This window comes from Shouchella rhizosphaerae, assembly GCF_036700015.1.
In the GTDB taxonomy this organism is placed as follows: domain Bacteria; phylum Bacillota; class Bacilli; order Bacillales; family Bacillaceae_D; genus Shouchella; species Shouchella rhizosphaerae.
In genome coordinates, this window is sequence record NZ_CP144921.1 from 3,018,802 (window position 1) to 3,038,644 (window position 19,843).

The window sequence follows — 19,843 nt, forward strand, 5'->3', positions numbered from 1 at the left end:
CCTATGGAATATGTCATTGAGATGAACGGCATCCGCAAAGAATTCCCAGGCATTGTAGCGAATGATAACGTCAATCTTCGCTTGAAAAAAGGGGAAATCCATGCCCTTTTAGGGGAAAATGGCGCTGGAAAGTCGACACTAATGAACATTTTGTTTGGCCTTTATCAGCCAGAGCAAGGGGAAATCAAAGTCCGGGGCGAAAAAGTAGCGATCACAAGCCCAAATGTTGCTGGCAAACTTGGAATTGGCATGGTCCATCAGCACTTTATGCTCGTTGATTCGTTTACGGTTACGGAAAATATCATTCTCGGCATGGAACCGACAAAAGGCGGCCGCATCAATAAGAAAAAAGCGAGCAAGGAAATTGCAGCCCTGTCTGCCCAGTATGGCCTTGCCGTCGATCCTGATGCATTGGTCAAAGATATTTCAGTCGGCATGCAGCAACGGATTGAAATTTTAAAAACGCTGTATCGTGGCGCGGACATCCTCATTTTTGACGAACCGACGGCCGTGCTGACGCCCCAAGAAATCAAAGAATTGATGGATATTATGAAAAAGCTGACTGAAGAAGGCAAATCCATCATTTTAATTACACATAAGCTAAAAGAAATCAAACAAATTTGCGACGTTTGTACCGTCATTCGACGCGGCCGCGGGATTGGCACCGTCGAAGTGGCAAGCGCGACAACAGCCGAGCTAGCAGAAATGATGGTTGGCCGTGAAGTCAATTTCCATGTACAAAAAACGCCGGCTGTGCCAAAAGATACTGTACTTGAGGTAAAAAATCTTTATGTCAAAGACGGCCGTGGAGTGGAAATGGTCCAACAGCTTGATTTAACGATTCGCGCAGGCGAGATTGTCGGTCTTGCTGGCATTGAAGGGAACGGCCAATCGGAGTTAATCGCAGCGATTGCCGGCTTGCTCCCGGTAGAAAAAGGAGAAATTCGGTTAAATGGACAAAACGTTGCTGATCTCAGCCCCCGCAAAGTAACGGAAGCGGGCGTTGGTCATATTCCTGAAGACCGCCATAAACTTGGCCTTGTCCTTGACTTCAGCGTTCAAGAAAACATGGTGCTGCAGACGTATTACCAAGCGCCATACTCGCGAAATGGTCTGCTGAACGCGGAAGCCATCAAGGCAAAAGCAAAAGAATTAGTCGCAGACTACGATGTACGGACGCCTTCTGTGGAAACGGCGGCAAGAGCCTTGTCTGGGGGCAACCAACAAAAAGCGATTATTGCCCGTGAAGTAGACCGTTCTCCAGACCTGTTGATTGCGGCACAGCCAACAAGAGGTCTGGATGTCGGTGCGATTGAAACGATCCATGAACGTCTTGTGAAAGAACGTGACAAAGGCAGAGCAGTGTTGCTCATGTCCCTTGAACTTGATGAGATTCTTAGCGTGAGCGACCGGATTGCCGTGATCCATAAAGGCCAGATTGTCGATATTGTGGAAGCCGACCAAACAAATGAAAAGGAGCTCGGCCTGTTAATGGCAGGAGGCAGCCGTGAAAAAGGAGTGGAAGCAAGTGAACTTGAATAAATTGCTGGCCGGAAAAGCTATGCATATTGCCATTCCCCTTTTTGCCATCCTGCTCGGACTGCTTGTCGGCGCCATTGTGATGATCATCACGGGCCATAATCCGATTGAAGCTTATGGGGCGTTGGTAGCAGGTATTTTTGGCAGCAGCTATTATTTTGGCGAAATGATCCGGACGATGACGCCGCTTATCCTAGGGGGGCTCGCTGTTGCGTTTGCTTACCGGACAGGGCTGTTTAACATTGGCGTAGAAGGGCAACTGATTGTCGGTTGGCTTGCCTCCGTTTACGTGGGAGCCGCTTTTGAAGCGCCGATGGCCATCCACCTCCCACTTTCTATTGCTGCTGCGGCGGTAGCTGGGGCGCTGTGGGCACTTGTTCCAGGCATCTTAAAAGCAAAGCTTCATGTCCATGAAGTCATTGTCAGCATTATGATGAACTATATTGCATTGTATACCGCTAATGCGATTATTCGCACTTACTTGCTTATACCTGGCGAGCGGACAGAAAGCATTTATCCTTCTGCCTCATTGGCTTCGCCATTCTTTCAGTCTCTTACGGAATATTCACGGTTGCATTATGGCTTTTTAATCGCAGTAGCCGCGTGCTTGTTTATGTGGTTCTTTTTATGGAAAACGACAGCGGGCTATGAGCTTCGCGCAGTTGGTTTAAATGCAAATGCTTCCACTTATGCAGGGATGAATGTTAGCCGCAATATCATTCTTTCGATGGCCATTTCTGGCGCATTTGCCGGACTGGCAGGAGCGGCAGAAGGCTTAGGAACTTTTGGATATATGAGCATTCTTTCAGGCTTTACAGGCGTTGGTTTTGAAGGCATTGCCGTTGCACTACTAGGTGCCAATACAGCGCTTGGCGTGTTCTTGTCTGCCTTTTTATTCGGAGGCTTGAAAACAGGCGCATTGACAATGAACCAGCAAACCGATGTGCCGACAGAACTGATTAGCATTGTCATTGCACTGATTATTTTCTTTGTCGCTTCAAGCTATGTTGTTCGTCTCATGCTTCTGAAGCGGAAAAAGGGGGATAAGTAACGATGGATGTGCTCGCCCTAATTGTTTCAACGACGATTTATTCGGCTGCCCCTTTAATGCTTGCTGCTCTAGGCGGCCTGTTTAGTGAACGTTCAGGCGTCGTCAACATTGGCTTAGAAGGGTTGATGGTGATGGGGGCATTTTCTGTCATCGTCACAACGCTCACTCTTGAGGCGGCAGGGGGAGGCGCTCTCTCTGTTTGGATTGGGTTGCTTGTCGCCGCTGTGGTCGGCGCGTTGTTTTCGTTGTTTCATGCAGTCGCCTCGATCCATTTCCAAGCAGACCAAGTCGTAAGTGGGGTTGCCTTAAACTTTCTTGCAGTTGGCCTTTCGGTCTATATTATCAATTTGCTTTATGGCAGCGGGCAAACCGCTTATATTGAAAACCGCTTTTACCGTTTTAACATTCCAGGTTTAAGTGACATTCCTGTCATCGGGCCGTTGTTTTTTTCAAATGTGTATGCAACATCCTTTCTTGCGTTTGGACTTGCTTTTCTCGTCTATTATGTCATTTATTATCGGCCGTTTGGCTTGCGTCTCCGCTCTGTCGGCGAACATCCACAGGCCGCGGATACAATGGGCATACGAGTAGTCAAAATGCGCTATATCGGCGTGATGTTGTCAGGCGTGTTTGCCGGCCTAGGCGGCGCTGTTTTTGCAGCAACGTTCAGCGGCAACTTTTCCGCAACTACAATCACAGGCCAAGGATTTATGGCACTGGCAGCGTTAATCTTTGGCAAATGGCACCCTCTTGGCGTCATTGGCGCAACGCTGTTCTTTGGACTTGCCCAAGCACTGGGTGTAGTCGGCCAGCAGCTGCCGTTTCTTTCTGATGTGCCGCCTGTATTTTTGCTGATTGCCCCTTACGTGCTGACGATTTTAGCCCTTGCCGGTTTTGTTGGCCGGGCAGAAGGTCCAAAAGCGTTAGGCAAGCCTTATATAAAAGGATCGCGTTAAAAAATACATGATAGAAAGCGTTTGTTCGTTGTGAGCAATTGGCTACAAACTGAACAAGGCAAGCCCGTGGTTTGCCTTGTTTTTTTTGTGCAACTTTTTTCGGGTGGAAATGTGTTTTTGGCAAATGGCAAAAACACGGAAGTAAGCCTTTCTTTTTTATGCTTTCCTCGGTTATAATGATGAAAAATGGGAGGTGTAATCACAAAATGACGACAAATGACCGTGATTTTGACCAGTTGTTTTCCCTAGTCACAGAGATGAGAAAAGTGATGATTGACATGAAAAATGACATGGAAACCCGTTTTGACCAAGTGGAGAGTCGCTTTTCAGAAATGGACAAACGCTTTGATGATATGAAAAGCAATATGGAAACCCGTTTTTTGAAAGTGGACAAACGTTTTGATGAAATGAAAGAAGAGCATGTCGTAATGAATCGACGCATTGGCAACTTAGAGACTGCCCAGTTGGAAACAAATGCCCGCCTTTCTAAAGTCGAAGACAGCCAAATGAAAACAGCCGCAGCATTAACTGCTATTGCTGACGCTATTAAAGAGCGGACAAAGTAAGCGGCTTTTACTCCTTTATGCCTCTTGAACGTTTTCCTCTTACCCCTTTACGAGTCTTTCCCTTTTTCCTTTGCTACCTTTCCATTCTTCTTTTCACGCCACCCAATCGTGACTTGCAGGGCCCCCTCTTTTTCTCATTTATATGTATAATAGAATAAAGGAGCGTGAACGGGCATGAACCGTTTTCGAAACATTGTGCTTGTCGCTATATCGACAAGTGTGGCAGTCACACTTGCTAGTTGCGGACAAGACACAGCGAGTATACAGGGAGCAGACTCACCGTCTAATTCCGATCAACAGTCTCATCTTGATGATGAAGCAACTTGGGCAAAAGGGCATGGCGAATTGCCGTCTAAAATTGGCGATGGTTTAACCGATACGCTTGCTGTAGATGCTACTTTTACCGATTTATTTGACATTAAAGAGGAGGTTTGGCAGCAAACGGAATATGATTTGCCAACTGGCGTTTGGTTTTCACAAGAAGAAAATAGCCCAATAAGAGGATATGGCCTTACTACAGGAACCCAACAAGCTGGCAGCAAACTTGAAATTATCTTTTTTGGCCATACAATGGACGGAGAACCGGTAGAGCGTGATGTCCGCATTCAGTTGACGGAACGGGATGGAATTGCGAAAAGCGCCTTAATTGATGAAGACATCATTTATGTAGACAAGGTAAAGTCGAGCGGAACCGAAATCTATGAGAACACGCTGCCTGAAAAAGAGAATGCAGCCTATTTATTGAGCGTTGAAATGTTAAATGCTGATGGCGAAGTAGAAGATACCAAACTGTCTTATATCTATGTCCCGATTCCTGAAGCGAATGCGACACTGGCATTTACCGAAAGCGTTTATTCAGCTAGTGATTCACCGGCAACGCTTGTTTTGCATAATGAAGGCCCTGTCCCATTATCTTTAGGTGTCGATTATACGATTGAAAAACAAGTCGGCCAAGAGTGGCGAACGGTGCCGCTCGAAATGGCTTTTATTGAAATTGGCGTCGAATTGCCAATCGGTGGGGAGCACCGTGACGACATTGAGATTGGGGGACTTAGCCCAGGCAAGTACAGAGCGGTAAAAGAAGTATGGGCACACGGGATCGATGCTAGTTTCACGCTTGCGGCACAGTTTGAGATAAAATAAAGCACGGCAAGACATGAGATTCAGGGGTGAACACAATGAAACGGTTTTTTGAATACAATTGGCAAGTTCGTCAAGAGTGGTATGAGTGGTGTGAACAACTTAGCGACAAAGAGCTGCTTGCTGAGCGGACAGGAGGGGTGGGCAGCATTTTAAGAACGTTGTTCCATATTGTCGATGTGGAATGGAGTTGGATTCGCGACTTGCAAGGAAAGCCCAACCCAGAGGAAGACTTTGATTCCTTTAAAAGTTTAGCGAAAGTGCGCGCGCTTGACCAAGCATACCATGTGGAAGTAAAGGCGTTTGTAGACCGCTGGGATGAGAAAATGGAAGAAAACCGTTATGTTGAAAAGGGGGAAAATGGAAAGGTGTACGATGACACGTGGGGCATCGTCATGCGCCATATCATTGCCCATGAAATCCATCATATTGGACAATTGTCTGTTTGGGCGAGAGAGATTGGCAAGGAACCAATTTCAGCAAATGTCATTGGCCGGAAGTTGGCCGCAAGTCAAGCGGAGTGAGTCGGAATAAGGGCATAGGTATGAAAGACTTATGTTCACATATGCCCATTTAACTGGAGCCTTTTCATACATACCTATCCGTCATACCGCCTAAGTTGCTTGCCTTGCAGCAATTTGGTATCATTAATCATATTGTCAACAAGTCCGTTTTGGAGGTGTCAAAATGTCAAGAATTTCGAAAGAACAAGTGAAACATGTAGCCCATTTGGCCCGGCTTGCCATTACGGAAGAAGAGGCTGAAACATTCCGCAACCAACTTGAAGACATCATTACTGCTGCAGAACAACTGAATGAAGTCGATACAGAAGGCGTCGTGCCTACGACACATGTGTTGCAAATGCATAATGTCCTACGTGAAGATAAACCGGAAAAAGGGCTCGAAGTAAAAGAAGTGCTGAAAAATGCACCGGACCATGAAGATGGCCAAATCCGGGTTCCGTCGGTATTTTAAGATTGAAGCATAGACAGGAGGACAAGCATGTCATTATTTGATCATTCGTTAACAAAACTGCATGAGTTGCTTGCTGCAAAAGAAATCAACGTCTCTGACCTTGTCGATGTCTCTTACAAACGCATCGCTGACGTTGATTCAAAAGTAAAGGCGTTTTTAACGCTTGACGAAGAACGGGCGCGTGACCTCGCCAAGAAGCTTGACGAAGTAGACGCGAGTGAAAAAGGCGTGTTGTTTGGCATGCCGAATGGCATTAAAGACAATATTGTCACGAAAGGCTTGCGGACAACGTGCTCAAGCAAAATTTTAGAAAACTTCGATCCCATTTATGACGCAACGGTTGTGACGAAGCTTCGTGGAGCAGAAACGGTCACAATAGGAAAAATCAACATGGACGAGTTTGCAATGGGCTCTTCGAATGAAAACTCGGCATTTCAAGTAACGACAAACCCGTGGAACACCGACTATGTGCCAGGCGGTTCAAGTGGTGGTTCTGCTGCAGCAGTAGCAGCAGGGGAAGTCCCGTTTGCGTTAGGATCTGATACAGGCGGCTCGATTCGCCAACCGGCTGCTTATTGCGGCGTTGTCGGCTTAAAACCTACATATGGACGTGTGTCCCGTTATGGCCTTGTTGCTTTTGCCTCTTCCCTTGATCAAATTGGGCCGATTACGCGTACGGTCGAGGATAATGCCTATTTGCTTGAGGCGATTGCTGGCCACTGCCCAGCTGATTCGACATCTGCTGACTTGCCGGTTCCGCCATACAGAGAGTCACTTACAGGCGAAATAAAAGGGCTTCGCATTGGCGTGCCGTCTGAGTATATTGGCGATGGCGTATCAGAAGAAATGCGCAAAGCCGTGTTCGATGCGCTGAACGTGTTGGAAAAAGAAGGCGCCGTTTGGGAAGAAGTTTCCCTGCCATACTCGAAATACGCGCTAGCAGCTTATTATGTCATTGCGTCTTCCGAAGCGTCTGCCAACTTAGCCCGCTTTGATGGCGTTCGTTATGGCTACCGCACTGACAATGCCGACAACTTGCTTGATATGTACAAGAATACACGGGCGGAAGGTTTCGGTGATGAAGTGAAACGGCGGATCATGCTCGGGACGTTTGCCCTTAGCTCAGGTTATTATGACGCCTACTATAAAAAAGCCCAGCAAGTCCGCACATTGATTAAAAAAGACTTTGATGATGTCTTTACTAATTATGACGTAATTATTGGCCCAACAACGCCGACACCAGCGTTTAAAATTGGCGCCAAAACCGATGACCCATTAACGATGTACGCCAATGATATTTTAACGATACCAGTCAACCTTGCTGGTGTGCCAGCGCTTTCGCTTCCGTGCGGTTTCAAAGACGGCTTGCCGCTCGGCTTGCAAATCATTGGCAAGCACTTTGACGAAGCAACGATTTACCGTGTTGCCGATGTCTATGAAAAAGCAACAAACTTCTCTAAAGAGAAACCTTCATTGTAAAGGGGGGACTTGGAAATGAATTTTGAAACGATTATTGGACTTGAAGTGCACGTGGAACTGAAGACAGACTCAAAAATCTTTTCGTCTAGCCCCAACCATTTTGGTGCTGAACCGAATACAAACACGAGTGTCATTGATCTTGGCTATCCTGGCGTATTGCCGGTATTAAACAAGCGTGCGGTTGATTTTGCGATGAAAGCAGCGATGGCCCTCAATTGCCAAATTGCGACTGACACGAAATTTGACCGCAAAAATTACTTTTATCCAGATAATCCAAAGGCGTATCAAATTTCGCAATTTGACAAGCCAATTGGCGAACATGGCTGGATTGAAATTGAAGTCGGCGGCAAGAAGAAGCGCATTGGCATTACGCGCCTTCATTTAGAAGAAGATGCCGGTAAGCTGACACATGGCACAGACGGGCATTCGCTAGTCGATTATAACCGCCAAGGCACGCCGCTAGTGGAAATTGTCTCTGAGCCGGATATCCGTACGCCTGAAGAGGCCTATGCGTATTTAGAAAAACTAAAAGCGATTATTCAATATACAGGCGTATCCGACTGTAAAATGGAAGAAGGCTCTTTACGGTGCGATGCCAATATTTCATTGCGTCCAATCGGCCAAGAAGCATTCGGCACAAAAACAGAGCTGAAAAACTTGAACTCGTTTAACTTTGTCCGCAAAGGGCTAGAGTACGAAGAAAAACGCCAAGAACAAGTGCTTCTTTCAGGCGGTGTGATCGAACAAGAAACGCGCCGTTATGATGAAGCTGGCAATAAAACGATTTTAATGCGTGTCAAAGAAGGCTCGGACGACTATCGCTATTTCCCTGAACCGGATCTTGTGAATCTCTACATAGATGACAATTGGAAAGAGCGCGTCCGGTCGGAAATTCCTGAACTTCCAGATGCCCGCAAAGATCGCTATGTAAGCGAACTCGGCTTGCCTGCTTATGATGCTCATGTGCTTACGCTCACAAAAGAAATGTCCGATTTCTTTGAGGAAACGATTCGCGAAGGCGCTGACGCCAAACTTGCTTCCAACTGGCTGATGGGTGAAGTGCTTGCCTACTTGAATGCTGAGCAAAAAGAGCTGCAAGAATCAGCCCTTACGCCAGCAGGTCTTGCCGGTATGATTAAGCTGATTACATCGGGAACCATTTCTTCAAAAATCGCTAAAAAAGTGTTTAAAGAGTTGATCGAAAATGGCGGCGACCCTGAACAAATTGTAAAAGACAAAGGGCTCGTGCAAATTTCCGATGAAGGCGAATTACGCAAAATCGTTGCCGAAGTGCTTGATGCCAATGCACAATCGATTGAAGACTACAAAAATGGAAAAGATCGTGCTCTTGGCTTCCTTGTCGGCCAAATGATGAAAGCGACAAAAGGAAAAGCCAATCCGCAATTGGTTAACAAACTCTTGCTTGAAGAAATGGACAAGCGCTAAGGAACATGCAAGAGAACGCTGAACAAAAGCCGTTCTCTTGCTTTTTTATGGACTCAGCGTTTACTAGCGCAAGAAACGGGAAAAGATAAAAAGTGTTGCTTGCCGTTATTTTTCACAAAATTGAGTAGATCTTACGCCCATTCTCGCTATTGTTTTTAGTACAATAGAAGAATGACATGATTGCAAAAAAGTAAAGTAGGGATTGTTATGAAACGGGCACGATTGATTTATAATCCAAGTTCCGGCCGTGAGCAACTAAGAAAGAATTTAGCTTACATATTAGAACGTCTAGAAAAGGCAGGTTACGAAACGTCAGCACACGCGACGACTCCAGAGGAAGGATGTGCGATACGGGCTGCCCGCCAAGCAGGAGAACGGGGCTTTGATCTCGTCATTGCTGCAGGTGGAGATGGGACGATTTTTGAAGTCGTTAACGGACTAGCGGGGCTGGAGAAACGCCCAATGCTCGGCATTATCCCAGCAGGGACGACCAATGATTTCGCCCGGGCGCTCGGCATTTCCCGAGATATTGAAAAAGCATGCGACGTTTTGTGTGAAGGCCACTTTGAGCCGATTGACATTGGCCGCATGAACCAGAAGTATTTTACCAATATCGCTGCCGCAGGGACATTAACCGAGTTGACATATGAAGTTCCGGCAAAGCTAAAGACAATGGTTGGCCAGCTCGCTTATTACATTAAAGGGCTGGAAAAATTGCCACAAGTCAAGCCGACTTTTGTCCATGTCGAATATGATGGCAAACAGTTTGAAGACGAAATCATGATGTTTTTGATCGCCAATACAAACTCCGTCGGCGGTTTTGAAAAATTATGCCCAGCCGCTTCCATTCAAGATGGGTTGTTTGATTTTATCATTGTCAAAAAGACATCGTTTCCTGAGTTTGTCCATTTGGCATCGCTTGCACTCCGGGGCGAGCATATTAACCACCCCAAATTAATGTACGTAAAAGCGAAGCGCATTAAAGTATCGGTCATGAGAGACGATGAAATGAAGCTGAACCTCGACGGCGAACGAGGCGGCGTCTTGCCGGCCGAATTTGAAAATTTGTATCACCATTTCCAGATGCTTATGCCGAAAGACCGCAAACGAAACTAGTGAAAACGCAGCTTCTTTCTTTTAAAAGCTGCGTTTTTGTATCCTTTTTTTAAGGAGGCTCCCTCGCAGAAAAACAAATTAACTTGTTTTTTCGAGAATGTTCCCTGTTTTTTCGTTGAAAATGATTATCAATATCATTTATTATAAATGTAAGGAACGGGAAAGGAGAGAGAATTCCATGCGCGTGTTGATTGTATTTGCCAGCATGTCTGGGAACACCGAAGATATGGCTGAGCTGATCAAATCAGAACTAGCAACAGACGGCGTTGAAGTCGACATGGAGGAAATGGACGGTTATAACGCTTCGGAACTATTGAATTACGACGGAGCTTTGATCGGTAGTTATACATGGGGAGACGGCGACTTGCCCTATGAAGCCGAAGATTTTGCCGAAGAGTTAGCTGAACTAGATTTAACAGGCGTCATTGCCGCTGTTTTCGGTTCAGGGGACCGCGTTTACCCTGCTTTTTGTGAAGCCGTTCATACATTTGAATCGATTTTACGAAATGGTGGCGCCACTGTCACCGCCAAAGGGCTTGAAATGGAATTTGATCCGAATACAGATGAAGAACGAGCAGCATGTCGTTCATTTGCAAACACATTTCTCACCGCACTCAAGCAACGCCAAATGGTTTAGCGCTTTGTCCCTAGCAAACTTCATGGTACAATGGGGCGAGGAAAAGGAATGTTTGCAAAGGACGTATTTTAATGATGAAAAAACAAGCACCCCCTGTACAAAAAAACGAAACGCTCACCGTTACAATAGAAGATTTGACCCATGAAGGAGCAGGCGTAGCGAAAGTAAACGGCTACGCCCTCTTTATCCCTCAAGCCCTCCCTGGCGAAACAGTCGACATTAAAGTGGTGAAAACAAAAGCGGGCTATGGCTATGGACGCTTGCTCCAAGTCCAAACAAAAAGCGAGCATCGCGTTGAGCCGCCGTGCCCAATTTTCTATAAATGTGGCGGCTGCCAAATCCAGCATATGGATTACAGCGCCCAACTGGCTTATAAGCAAAAACAAGTAAAAGATGTTATGGGCCGAGTCGCCAAGCTCCCCGACGTACCTGTCCGCCCTGTCATCGGCATGGACGATCCATGGCGCTACCGCAACAAATCGCAAGTGCCAGTCGCTTTCCAAAAAGGCGATCTCGTTGCCGGTTTTTATGCGAAACGGAGCCACTCCATCGTTGATATGGATCAATGCATCATCCAACATAAAGAAAACGACATTGTCGTGCAGACAGTCAAACAGCTTGCCAAAGAGCTGCGCATTCCTGCCTACCAGGAACAAAGCCATCAAGGCGTGTTGCGCCATATTGTTGCCCGTTACGGAAAAACGACTGGGCAAGTCATGGTAGTACTCGTCACAAAAGAGAAGAAGCTGCCTCACAAAGAAGCGTTCATTTCCGGCATTCGAAAGCATGTGCCAGGCGTCGTCTCCATCGTCCAAAACATTAACAACAAACGGACAAACGTCATTTTCGGCCAGCAAACAGACGTGCTCTGGGGCGAGCACTATTTGTATGATGAAATAAACAGTATTCGCTTTGCGATTTCAGCCCGGTCTTTTTACCAAGTCAACCCTGAACAGACGAACCGCCTCTACAGCAAAGCGCTTGAATACGCTGACTTAACAGGAAACGAAACCGTTATTGATGCGTACTGCGGCATTGGCACGATTTCGCTGTTTTTAGCCAAAAAAGCGTGCCATGTTTACGGAGTCGAAATTGTCCCCGAAGCAATTACAGACGCCAAGCGCAACGCCAAACTCAATCAGATCACCAATGCCACATTTGCCGTCGGCGAAGCGGAAGAAGTCATTCCTCGCTGGCATGACCAAGGCATCGACGCCGACGTCATTGTCGTCGACCCACCGCGAAAAGGCTGCGACGAAGCATTGCTGCGGACAATGATTGAAATGAAGCCAAAACGCATTGTGTATGTATCCTGTAACCCAGGGACATTGGCCCGTGATTTGCGCATTCTCGAAGATGGCGGCTACAAGACGGAAGAAGTGACGCCTGTTGATATGTTTCCGCAGACGACACACGTAGAAGCTGTAGCGAGCTTAGTTATAAATTCGTAACAAGAAAAGCTTATTGAGTTAAGTCTAAAGAGCAGGAGAAAAAGCGGAGAGAGAAAAGAGGGAGAAATGAATGAAAAGAATCGTTATTAGCTTCTTCATCATTTTTGTGTTGGCTGCATGTTCGCAAGAAGAAACTATCGATGCTACTGAGGATGACACACCTAGCACAGGCGACGTAGAAATACCGAGTACGATTTTCACTTCTGAAAAAAACAATGAGTTCATTGACGAAGAAGAAATCAAGCAAAGCATAAAAATGTATTTAGACAGCAGCGAAGATTTATATCATGCAAGCGGTCCATTCGAGGAGATAATCGATGCAGGTGAACAATTAACTAAACGTGATTTGGATGCATTTAACGAAATCAATGAGCTCATAAAAGAAAACGATGAGAATTTCTCTAATTATATTTTAAATAATACGTTGCCTGAAGGGTATCAAGAAGAGGCTGAAAGAATTAGTCAGTACATGACAGCGTCCAATCAATACCTTTATGAATTAAATGATGCGCTCAATCATCTAATTGACGACATTAGTGAAGGAAATTTTTCGGAAATCGATTTTGAATCATTAATCGATCAAAGTGATGTAGTGAATGGAAAAGAACAGAAAAAAATAGAAGAATTCCTTGATGAGAAAAACATTCATACAAACGCTTTTGGACGAGAAGAATAAGAAATAAAAACGATAATCTATGGAACCGCATAATATTCAAAAAGCGCCCCTTTATCTTAAATGGGGACCGCTTCAGCCTGGCGACAATGACTCGGTTTTTGCCGAGATGGTCGACGGGCTTTTTTGTACAGTAAAAGAGGCACAGTGTAAGGGAAAGGAATATGCATAATATCATTACAACTAGACAATCATTGAATATAGGTAGGGTTTTGTTAGTCGGTAGGTGATCGATAGTTAGGCTCGTATACTTATGTCAAATTCGTTTCCTAAAAATACAAGGAGAACTTTTGCAGCAATTGTTTTTAGGAAATTCACGGGAGGGGACAGGCGCGAAGAGTATCGCCAAGGCTCCTAGCCCCGCCAACTGACATCCCAGGTAGCACGCTCACTTTACGTGTGCGGATACGCAATGGCCGATTCTCTACAGATCTTTTCGTTCGTTACTAACAGAGTGCCTTTGAAGAAAAAGCATTCGACTACTTGGAGCCTCGAGGTTGCGTTTACATACAAATTTGGGCTTGATTGGATGGGAGGCCGGCCCTACGAAAGAAAGCACCTCTTTTGGTTGATACATTGATCATACTAGGGGGTGCTTCGGCATGATAAGCGGTGTTTGATAGAGGCTTACAATAAAGAAAGGACTCGTATCCGGCGCAATTGAGTACAACGTTTTTAAAAATGGGCAACAAAGATTGGGTTTGAATCAAATTGTATCGCTTTCAAAGGCGGTCTATAATGAAAACAAGAAATGGGGGACGTAAAGTGCTAGATGAAAGATCCTACACATTGCTAAAAACAATTACCCAGCACAGACAAGTAACCAAACCAGAAGTTTTAAGAATGATGCAAGTATCGGAACGACAATTTGGTTATGATTTTGACAAACTGAATTATGCGTTAAAAAACTTGCATCTGCCTCCAATTCAATTGAAAAACAATACGTTTATTTTGGAGGAAAACTTAATCCAAGCGGTTGAATCTGGGGAATTATATGAAATTAATCCAGCCTTAGTCACCATTTCCAAGGAAGATCGGGTTTATCTACTTTACCTTTATACGTTCATTCGCAAGGAGCCTATTTCTAATTTTCACTATCAGACATTTTTAGGGGTAAGCAAGAACACGGCGCTTGAAGATGTAAAAAGAACGAGAGAGATTTGTGAAGAATGGAATTTGAGCATGATCTATTCCAGAAAAGATGGATATTATTTAATCGGTGATGAATTTGATAAAAGACGCTTGGCCTTATACGCGGTGAATATATTGTTAGATTCACCTTTTGGAAATGAACTAATCCATTTGCCGCTTAATGATTGGGGCTATGACGATTTTATTGAAGAAACGGAGAGCGTTTTTGCTGAGGTCGTCAAAAAACATTCCATCATGTTAGTCAAAAGCAGGAAAAATGAGATTCTTCCATTTCTGACTTACCTTCGAGCAAGAAAAAAATACGCGAACTTAAATTTTCCGGAATATCAAGAGCATATTATCGAAAGGCAAAATGCCTTTCTAGCGGGAAAGGAAATGGCCGAAACTTTCTTTGGTAAAGAAGCTGTTAGCGAGCAGTATTTTGTCAGCCTTATGCTGTTAATATCAATGCAAGAATCAAAATATGAAAACGCTTTATTGGAACAGTTGGCAGAACGAATTATCGAAGAATTTGAACGGGTGACATTGCTTCCGCTAGAGAATAGAGAAACATTGAAAAAAAGTCTTTATGATCATCTCGTTCCTGCATTCTTTAGAATTTCCTTTAAAATTCCTTTAGTCAATCCATTAATAAACAGGATAAAGGAAGAGTATCCGGAACTTTTTGAGTTTGTGAAAATCGCTCTTGCACCGCTATCGATGTGGACTGGGCAAGTGATCAGCGAAGAGGAAATTGGCTATTTTACATTGCACTTTGGCGGTTATCTTGAAAAAGATAAAAGAAACCATTCCACTGTCAATGGGTTAATCGTTTGTTCCAATGGCGTTAGTTCTTCATTGATGCTAAAAGCGCAGTTAAAGGAAATGTTTCCTAATATTCATTTCCTAAATGTTCATAGTATTGATCAGATGACAGAGATTCCTAAGTCCAGTTATGATCTTATCTTTTCAACAGTGAGGGTTCCATCTACGAAACCGGTTTATTTAGTAAAACCGTTGCTCTCACAGGTCGAAAAAAATTATTTGATTCAAGAAATTGCGAAAGAATTCCCAAGTTTGAATTACCGGAATATCTCTGTCGATCAAATTATTGAAGTCATCAGAAAATATGCAGATATTCGAGATGAAGAAAGATTATTTTCAGAACTTGTTCATGTACTTTATTTTGAGGGTTTTAAGAAAGGGAGATATTCGCCAATGCTTTCAGAATTATTGACAAAGGATATGATTAGCTTCACAGATGAAAGGTTGGACTGGAAAGAAGCTATCCGCTTAGCCGCGAAGCCATTGTCAGACACTGGTAAAATTGAAGACAGTTATGTGGATGCCATGATTAACAATGTTGAAGAATTAGGGGCCTATATCCATATCGGAAAAGGGATTGCCATTCCCCATGCAAGACCACAAGCCGGGGTCAACCAAGTCGGAATGTCGTTCTTAAGAACCAAAACGCCGGTGCTCCTTTTAGGTCAAGAACAACATAAAATTGATATTTTTATCTGTATAGCCGCAGTTGACAATGAAACCCATTTAAAAGCATTGTCACAACTAACAAAAATACTGGCTGACAATGATAAGCTCAAAGAATTGAAACAAGCAAAAACGGTTGAAGAAATAGTAAATATTAACAATGAAGGAGAGAGTAAATGATGAAAATTTTAACAGTTTGTGGGTCGGGTTTAGGTACAAGCTTTATGGTTGAAATGAATATTAAACAAATTTTAGAAGAGTTAGGCGTAACGGAAGTGGAAGTAAACCATTCTGACCTAAGTTCAGCAACTCCTGGCGATGCGGATGTGTTCTTCCTTGCAAAGGATATTGCAGAAGGCGGTTCCCATTTAGGGAATGTCGTTGTTTTGGAAAGCATCATTGACATGGAAGAATTGAGGGACAAAGTGAAACAAGTATTACAAGAAAATGGATTGCTCTAAAAATTTCATATGAGCTGATTGGGAGGTTTATCCTATGCAAACATTAATAGACATTCTTAGTGTGCCTGCCATCGTGGTTGCTTTAATCTCACTCGTTGGATTGTTGCTGCAAAAGAAAGGAACGGCAGATGTTGTGAAAGGGACAACAAAAACCTTTATCGGTTTCCTCGTTCTTTCTGCAGGAGCAGGTGTTTTACAAACAGCATTGATTCCTTTTGGAACATTGTTTGAAAAAGCGTTTAACGTATCAGGTGTTGTGCCAAACAATGAAGCCATTGTAGGCCTCGCGCTTTCAGAATACGGTACAACAACAGCGCTTATCATGTTCTTTGGTATGACTGTCAATATCATTCTAGCAAGGTTTACGAAATACAAATATATTTTTTTAACTGGCCACCACACGTTATACATGGCCTGTATGCTTGCAATTATCATGGCGGTTGCAGGGTTTGACTCAGTCGGATTAATTGCTGCTGGTTCTGTAGCATTAGGTATTATCATGACATTGTCCCCGGCAATTGTGCAACCATTTGTCCGGAAATTAACCGGAAACGATCAGGTTGCTCTTGGCCATTTTAGTGCGGTAGGCTACGCAGTTAGTGGTTTAGTTGGAAAAGCTGTCGGAGGCAAAAATCCTACTTCAACGGAAAAAATCCATTTTCCGAAAGGTTTAGGGTTCTTGCGGGACAGTACTGTAAGTATCGCGTTAACAATGGCTGTTATGTATGTCATTGTGGCTTTGTTCGCTGGACAACCCTTTATCGAAACAGAATTAAGTGACGGAACAAACTTCATTGTCTATGCTCTTACTCAAGCCGGTAACTTTGCGGCAGGCGTCTTTGTCATCTTGGCTGGTGTCCGTCTAATTCTTGCAGAAATTGTTCCTGCTTTTAAAGGTATTTCCACAAAGCTTGTACCAAATGCAAAACCGGCGTTGGATGTGCCAATCATTTATACCTATGCGCCAAATGCTGTATTAATTGGTTTCTTCTCAAGCTTTGTCGGCGGGATTGTAAGTATGGTTGTTATGACCTTTACAGGTGGAATCATTATCTTGCCTGGTGTTGTTCCACACTTTTTCACTGGTGCGGCAGCTGGGGTATTAGGGAATGCAACCGGTGGTGTTAAAGGGGCGGTTGTTGGTTCCTTTGTAAATGGTGTCATTATTTCATTCTTGCCTGTATTCTTAATGCCGGTACTAGGAGATCTTGGCTTTGCAAGCACAACCTTCTCTGACACAGACTTTGGCGTATCTGGTATCTTCTTCGGAACGTTGGCTAACTACTTTGGCTCCATTGCAATCGTGATCGGCCTAGTCATAATTGTTGCTCTAATGCTGGTTCCATTTGGTAAAAAAGCTTCTTCAACAGAAAATGAAGCAAAATAAAACCTAAATTTTGGACCAAAAATGAGTAGGAGGAGATAAAGCAAATGCAACGGCGGCAGAGGCCTTTCTATTATTAAAAACCAAGTTATCCCTATCAGATTTTCAAAAAGAAAAACATGGAGGTAAAAAATGACTAAAACAATTAATGTATCTCAACTCTCAATTAATACAATTCGGACCTTAACTCTCGATGCCGTTGAAAAAGCACAGCATGGACATCCGGGTATGCCGATGGGGGCAGCCCCGATGGCTTATAGCTTATGGAAACATTTTTTAAACGTGAACCCTGAAAATCCAAACTGGTTTAATCGTGACCGTTTTGTCCTTTCAGCAGGGCATGGTTCTACTTTAATATATTCTTTGCTGCATTTGACTGGATTTGACGTTACGCTAGAAGATTTGAAAAACTTCCGACGTCTTGGGAGCAAAACTCCAGGCCACCCGGAATATGGGGTCACTCCAGGGGTTGAAGCAACCACGGGCCCCCTCGGCCAAGGAATTCCCGCCAGTGTTGGCTTAGCAATGGCTGAGAGACATTTGGCAGCCTCCTATAATCGGGAAGGATTTCCCGTTGTGGATCACTATACGTATACCATTTGCGGTGATGGAGATTTAATGGAAGGTGTATCCTATGAAGCTGCATCTCTCGCCGGACACTTAAAACTTGGACGTTTAATCGTTTTATATGATTCCAATGATATTTGCCTTGATGGCGGACTTGAACTGGCTTTCTCTGAAAATATTCAACAACGTTTTGAATCTATGAATTGGCAATACATGAAGGTTGAAGATGGAAATGATGTAGATGCGATTGCAAAGGCTATTGAAGAAGCAAAAGCCGATGAAACCCGTCCAACAATTATTGAAATTAAAACGGTGATCGGTTATGGGTCTTCCTTGCAAGGAACCAATAATGCCCACAGTGACCCAATGGGGAAAGAGGAAGTTGCTAAAACGAAGAAGTTTTACAATTGGAATTATGAAGAAGCGTTTTATGTTCCTGAAGAAGTTTATGCTGATTACGCAACGATTCGCGAACGCGGAAAACAAAAAGAACAAGAATGGAATCAATTGTTCAGTCAATATGAAGCGCACTATCCGGAACTTGCGCAGGAATTAAAGCGAATCATGGAAGGCCAACTTCCTGAAAACTGGGATGAACATCTCTCCTCTTATGAAGAAGGAAGTTCATTGGCTACTCGTGTAGCAGGAAGTGAAGTCTTGAACGCGTTTGTCAAACGTATACCTGAATTTGTTGGTGGCTCTGCCGACTTAGATTCATCTACAAAAACAAGATTGAAAGAGGAGATCGATTTCGGTAATGATCGCTATGGGGGACGAAATATCCGTTTTGGTGTTAGAGAATTTGCGATGGGCGCCATTGCAAACGGTTTGGCACTGCATTCCCTTCGTCCCTTTGTAAGTACCTTCTTCGTATTCTCCGATTATTTGCGCCCTGCTATTCGATTGGCTGCTTTAATGGGACTCCCGGTAACTTATGTGTTTACACATGATTCCGTTGCCGTTGGACAAGACGGACCTACCCATGAACCGGTTGAACAGTTAGCTTCTTTTCGAGCAATGCCTGGTTTAACAGTAATTCGTCCTGCGGATGCGAATGAAACAAAAGCTGCATGGAAAGTAGCTGTTGAGCAAACAGACCGTCCAACAATGCTTGTGTTAGGAAGACAAAATGTCCCTACATTAAAGGATTCCGATACCTTGGCGGAAGAAGGTGTAAGACGCGGTGCTTATGTGATTTCCAAAGCAGAAGGGGCACCTGTAGGGATTTTGGTTGCTGCTGGTTCTGAAGTGTCCTTGGCGATCAATGCCCAAAAGGAATTGGCCAAAGAAGGCATTTATGTAAATGTAGTCAGCATGCCATCCTGGGATTTATTTGAAAAACAATCGCAAAAGTATAAAGAAGGCGTATTGCCAAGCAATCTTCAAACCCGCCTAACAATTGAAATGGGTTCGAAACTAGGATGGAGAGAATATGCAAGTACCAATGGTGCCGTTATGAGCATTGATTCCTTTGGCGAATCCGGCCCTGGTGAGGAAGTAATTGCAAAATTTGGCTTTACCGTCGAAAATGTAGTTGACAACTTTAAACAGCTACTAGCAAACGTTCGATGATTCCGATTTGATTCATAAGTAAGAAAAAGGTAACCTCGATAACGCGGTTACCTTTTTCTTTTTAAGAGAAGCGAGAAATTTGTGTTGACAGTCTATCATCATTACAGACCATCCTTTTGATTCTAAAGCAAGTATGTGGAACCTATGCAAAAAGGCAATCGAACGAGCATCGTTGAAATAAGTGTTACGGAGCGCTTTCGCAGCTCTT

At 44.1% G+C, this 19,843-nt stretch carries 17 protein-coding genes; all 17 read left to right on the top strand.

Translation table 11 applies throughout. The features are described 5' to 3' along the window. Nucleotides 1-3 precede the first annotated feature (3 nt). Complete coding sequence (locus V5G21_RS14950) at nucleotides 4-1,542, top strand: ABC transporter ATP-binding protein (protein ID WP_011245943.1); 1,539 nt, start codon at nucleotides 4-6, stop codon at nucleotides 1,540-1,542. A 1-nt stretch (nucleotide 1,543) separates the two neighbouring features. Continuing rightward, nucleotides 1,544-2,590 (top strand): ABC transporter permease, encoded by a 1,047-nt coding sequence (locus V5G21_RS14955; protein ID WP_035202108.1) that lies wholly within the window; start codon nucleotides 1,544-1,546, stop codon nucleotides 2,588-2,590. A gap of 2 nt (nucleotides 2,591-2,592) precedes the next feature. Next, nucleotides 2,593-3,546, top strand: coding sequence for an ABC transporter permease (locus tag V5G21_RS14960; protein WP_011245945.1), 954 nt, complete (start codon nucleotides 2,593-2,595; stop codon nucleotides 3,544-3,546). A 206-nt stretch (nucleotides 3,547-3,752) separates the two neighbouring features. Further along, nucleotides 3,753-4,112 (top strand): hypothetical protein, encoded by a 360-nt coding sequence (locus tag V5G21_RS14965; protein WP_035202070.1) that lies wholly within the window; start codon nucleotides 3,753-3,755, stop codon nucleotides 4,110-4,112. A gap of 174 nt (nucleotides 4,113-4,286) precedes the next feature. Next, the gene (locus tag V5G21_RS14970) at nucleotides 4,287-5,255 is read left to right on the top strand and encodes an immunoglobulin-like domain-containing protein (protein WP_035202069.1); all 969 of its coding nucleotides are present in this window, start codon (nucleotides 4,287-4,289) and stop codon (nucleotides 5,253-5,255) included. A gap of 35 nt (nucleotides 5,256-5,290) precedes the next feature. Further along, nucleotides 5,291-5,776, top strand: coding sequence for a DinB family protein (locus V5G21_RS14975; protein ID WP_011245948.1), 486 nt, complete (start codon nucleotides 5,291-5,293; stop codon nucleotides 5,774-5,776). Nucleotides 5,777-5,939: 163 nt separating this feature from the next. Then, on the top strand, nucleotides 5,940-6,227 hold the full coding sequence (gatC, locus tag V5G21_RS14980; protein WP_011245949.1) for an Asp-tRNA(Asn)/Glu-tRNA(Gln) amidotransferase subunit GatC: 288 nt from the start codon (nucleotides 5,940-5,942) through the stop codon (nucleotides 6,225-6,227). Between the two features lie 27 nt (nucleotides 6,228-6,254). Then, nucleotides 6,255-7,706: an Asp-tRNA(Asn)/Glu-tRNA(Gln) amidotransferase subunit GatA gene (gatA, locus tag V5G21_RS14985; RefSeq protein WP_338464896.1), complete on the top strand. Its 1,452-nt coding sequence runs from the start codon at nucleotides 6,255-6,257 to the stop codon at nucleotides 7,704-7,706. A 15-nt stretch (nucleotides 7,707-7,721) separates the two neighbouring features. Further along, nucleotides 7,722-9,152: an Asp-tRNA(Asn)/Glu-tRNA(Gln) amidotransferase subunit GatB gene (gene gatB, locus V5G21_RS14990; protein ID WP_011245951.1), complete on the top strand. Its 1,431-nt coding sequence runs from the start codon at nucleotides 7,722-7,724 to the stop codon at nucleotides 9,150-9,152. A 207-nt stretch (nucleotides 9,153-9,359) separates the two neighbouring features. Then, the gene (locus V5G21_RS14995; protein ID WP_095237038.1) at nucleotides 9,360-10,268 is read left to right on the top strand and encodes a diacylglycerol kinase; all 909 of its coding nucleotides are present in this window, start codon (nucleotides 9,360-9,362) and stop codon (nucleotides 10,266-10,268) included. A 178-nt stretch (nucleotides 10,269-10,446) separates the two neighbouring features. Then, on the top strand, nucleotides 10,447-10,905 hold the full coding sequence (locus V5G21_RS15000) for a flavodoxin (RefSeq protein ID WP_011245953.1): 459 nt from the start codon (nucleotides 10,447-10,449) through the stop codon (nucleotides 10,903-10,905). A gap of 74 nt (nucleotides 10,906-10,979) precedes the next feature. Further along, entirely contained in the window at nucleotides 10,980-12,356 is a 1,377-nt protein-coding gene (gene rlmD / locus V5G21_RS15005; protein WP_338465526.1) for a 23S rRNA (uracil(1939)-C(5))-methyltransferase RlmD, read from the top strand. A 70-nt stretch (nucleotides 12,357-12,426) separates the two neighbouring features. Further along, nucleotides 12,427-13,032 (top strand): NDxxF motif lipoprotein, encoded by a 606-nt coding sequence (locus V5G21_RS15010; protein WP_338464898.1) that lies wholly within the window; start codon nucleotides 12,427-12,429, stop codon nucleotides 13,030-13,032. A gap of 735 nt (nucleotides 13,033-13,767) precedes the next feature. Next, entirely contained in the window at nucleotides 13,768-15,831 is a 2,064-nt protein-coding gene (locus tag V5G21_RS15015) for a BglG family transcription antiterminator (RefSeq protein ID WP_244835567.1), read from the top strand. Next, nucleotides 15,831-16,112, top strand: a complete 282-nt coding sequence (locus V5G21_RS15020) for a PTS sugar transporter subunit IIB (RefSeq protein WP_011245957.1) — start codon at nucleotides 15,831-15,833, stop codon at nucleotides 16,110-16,112. Before V5G21_RS15015 ends, V5G21_RS15020 begins: the two co-directional genes overlap by 1 nt. Nucleotides 16,113-16,146: 34 nt before the next feature. Next, nucleotides 16,147-17,499, top strand: coding sequence for a PTS ascorbate transporter subunit IIC (locus V5G21_RS15025; protein WP_212930216.1), 1,353 nt, complete (start codon nucleotides 16,147-16,149; stop codon nucleotides 17,497-17,499). A 129-nt stretch (nucleotides 17,500-17,628) separates the two neighbouring features. Next, nucleotides 17,629-19,635: a transketolase gene (gene tkt, locus V5G21_RS15030; RefSeq protein ID WP_212930215.1), complete on the top strand. Its 2,007-nt coding sequence runs from the start codon at nucleotides 17,629-17,631 to the stop codon at nucleotides 19,633-19,635. The last annotated feature ends 208 nt before the right edge of the window (nucleotides 19,636-19,843 follow it).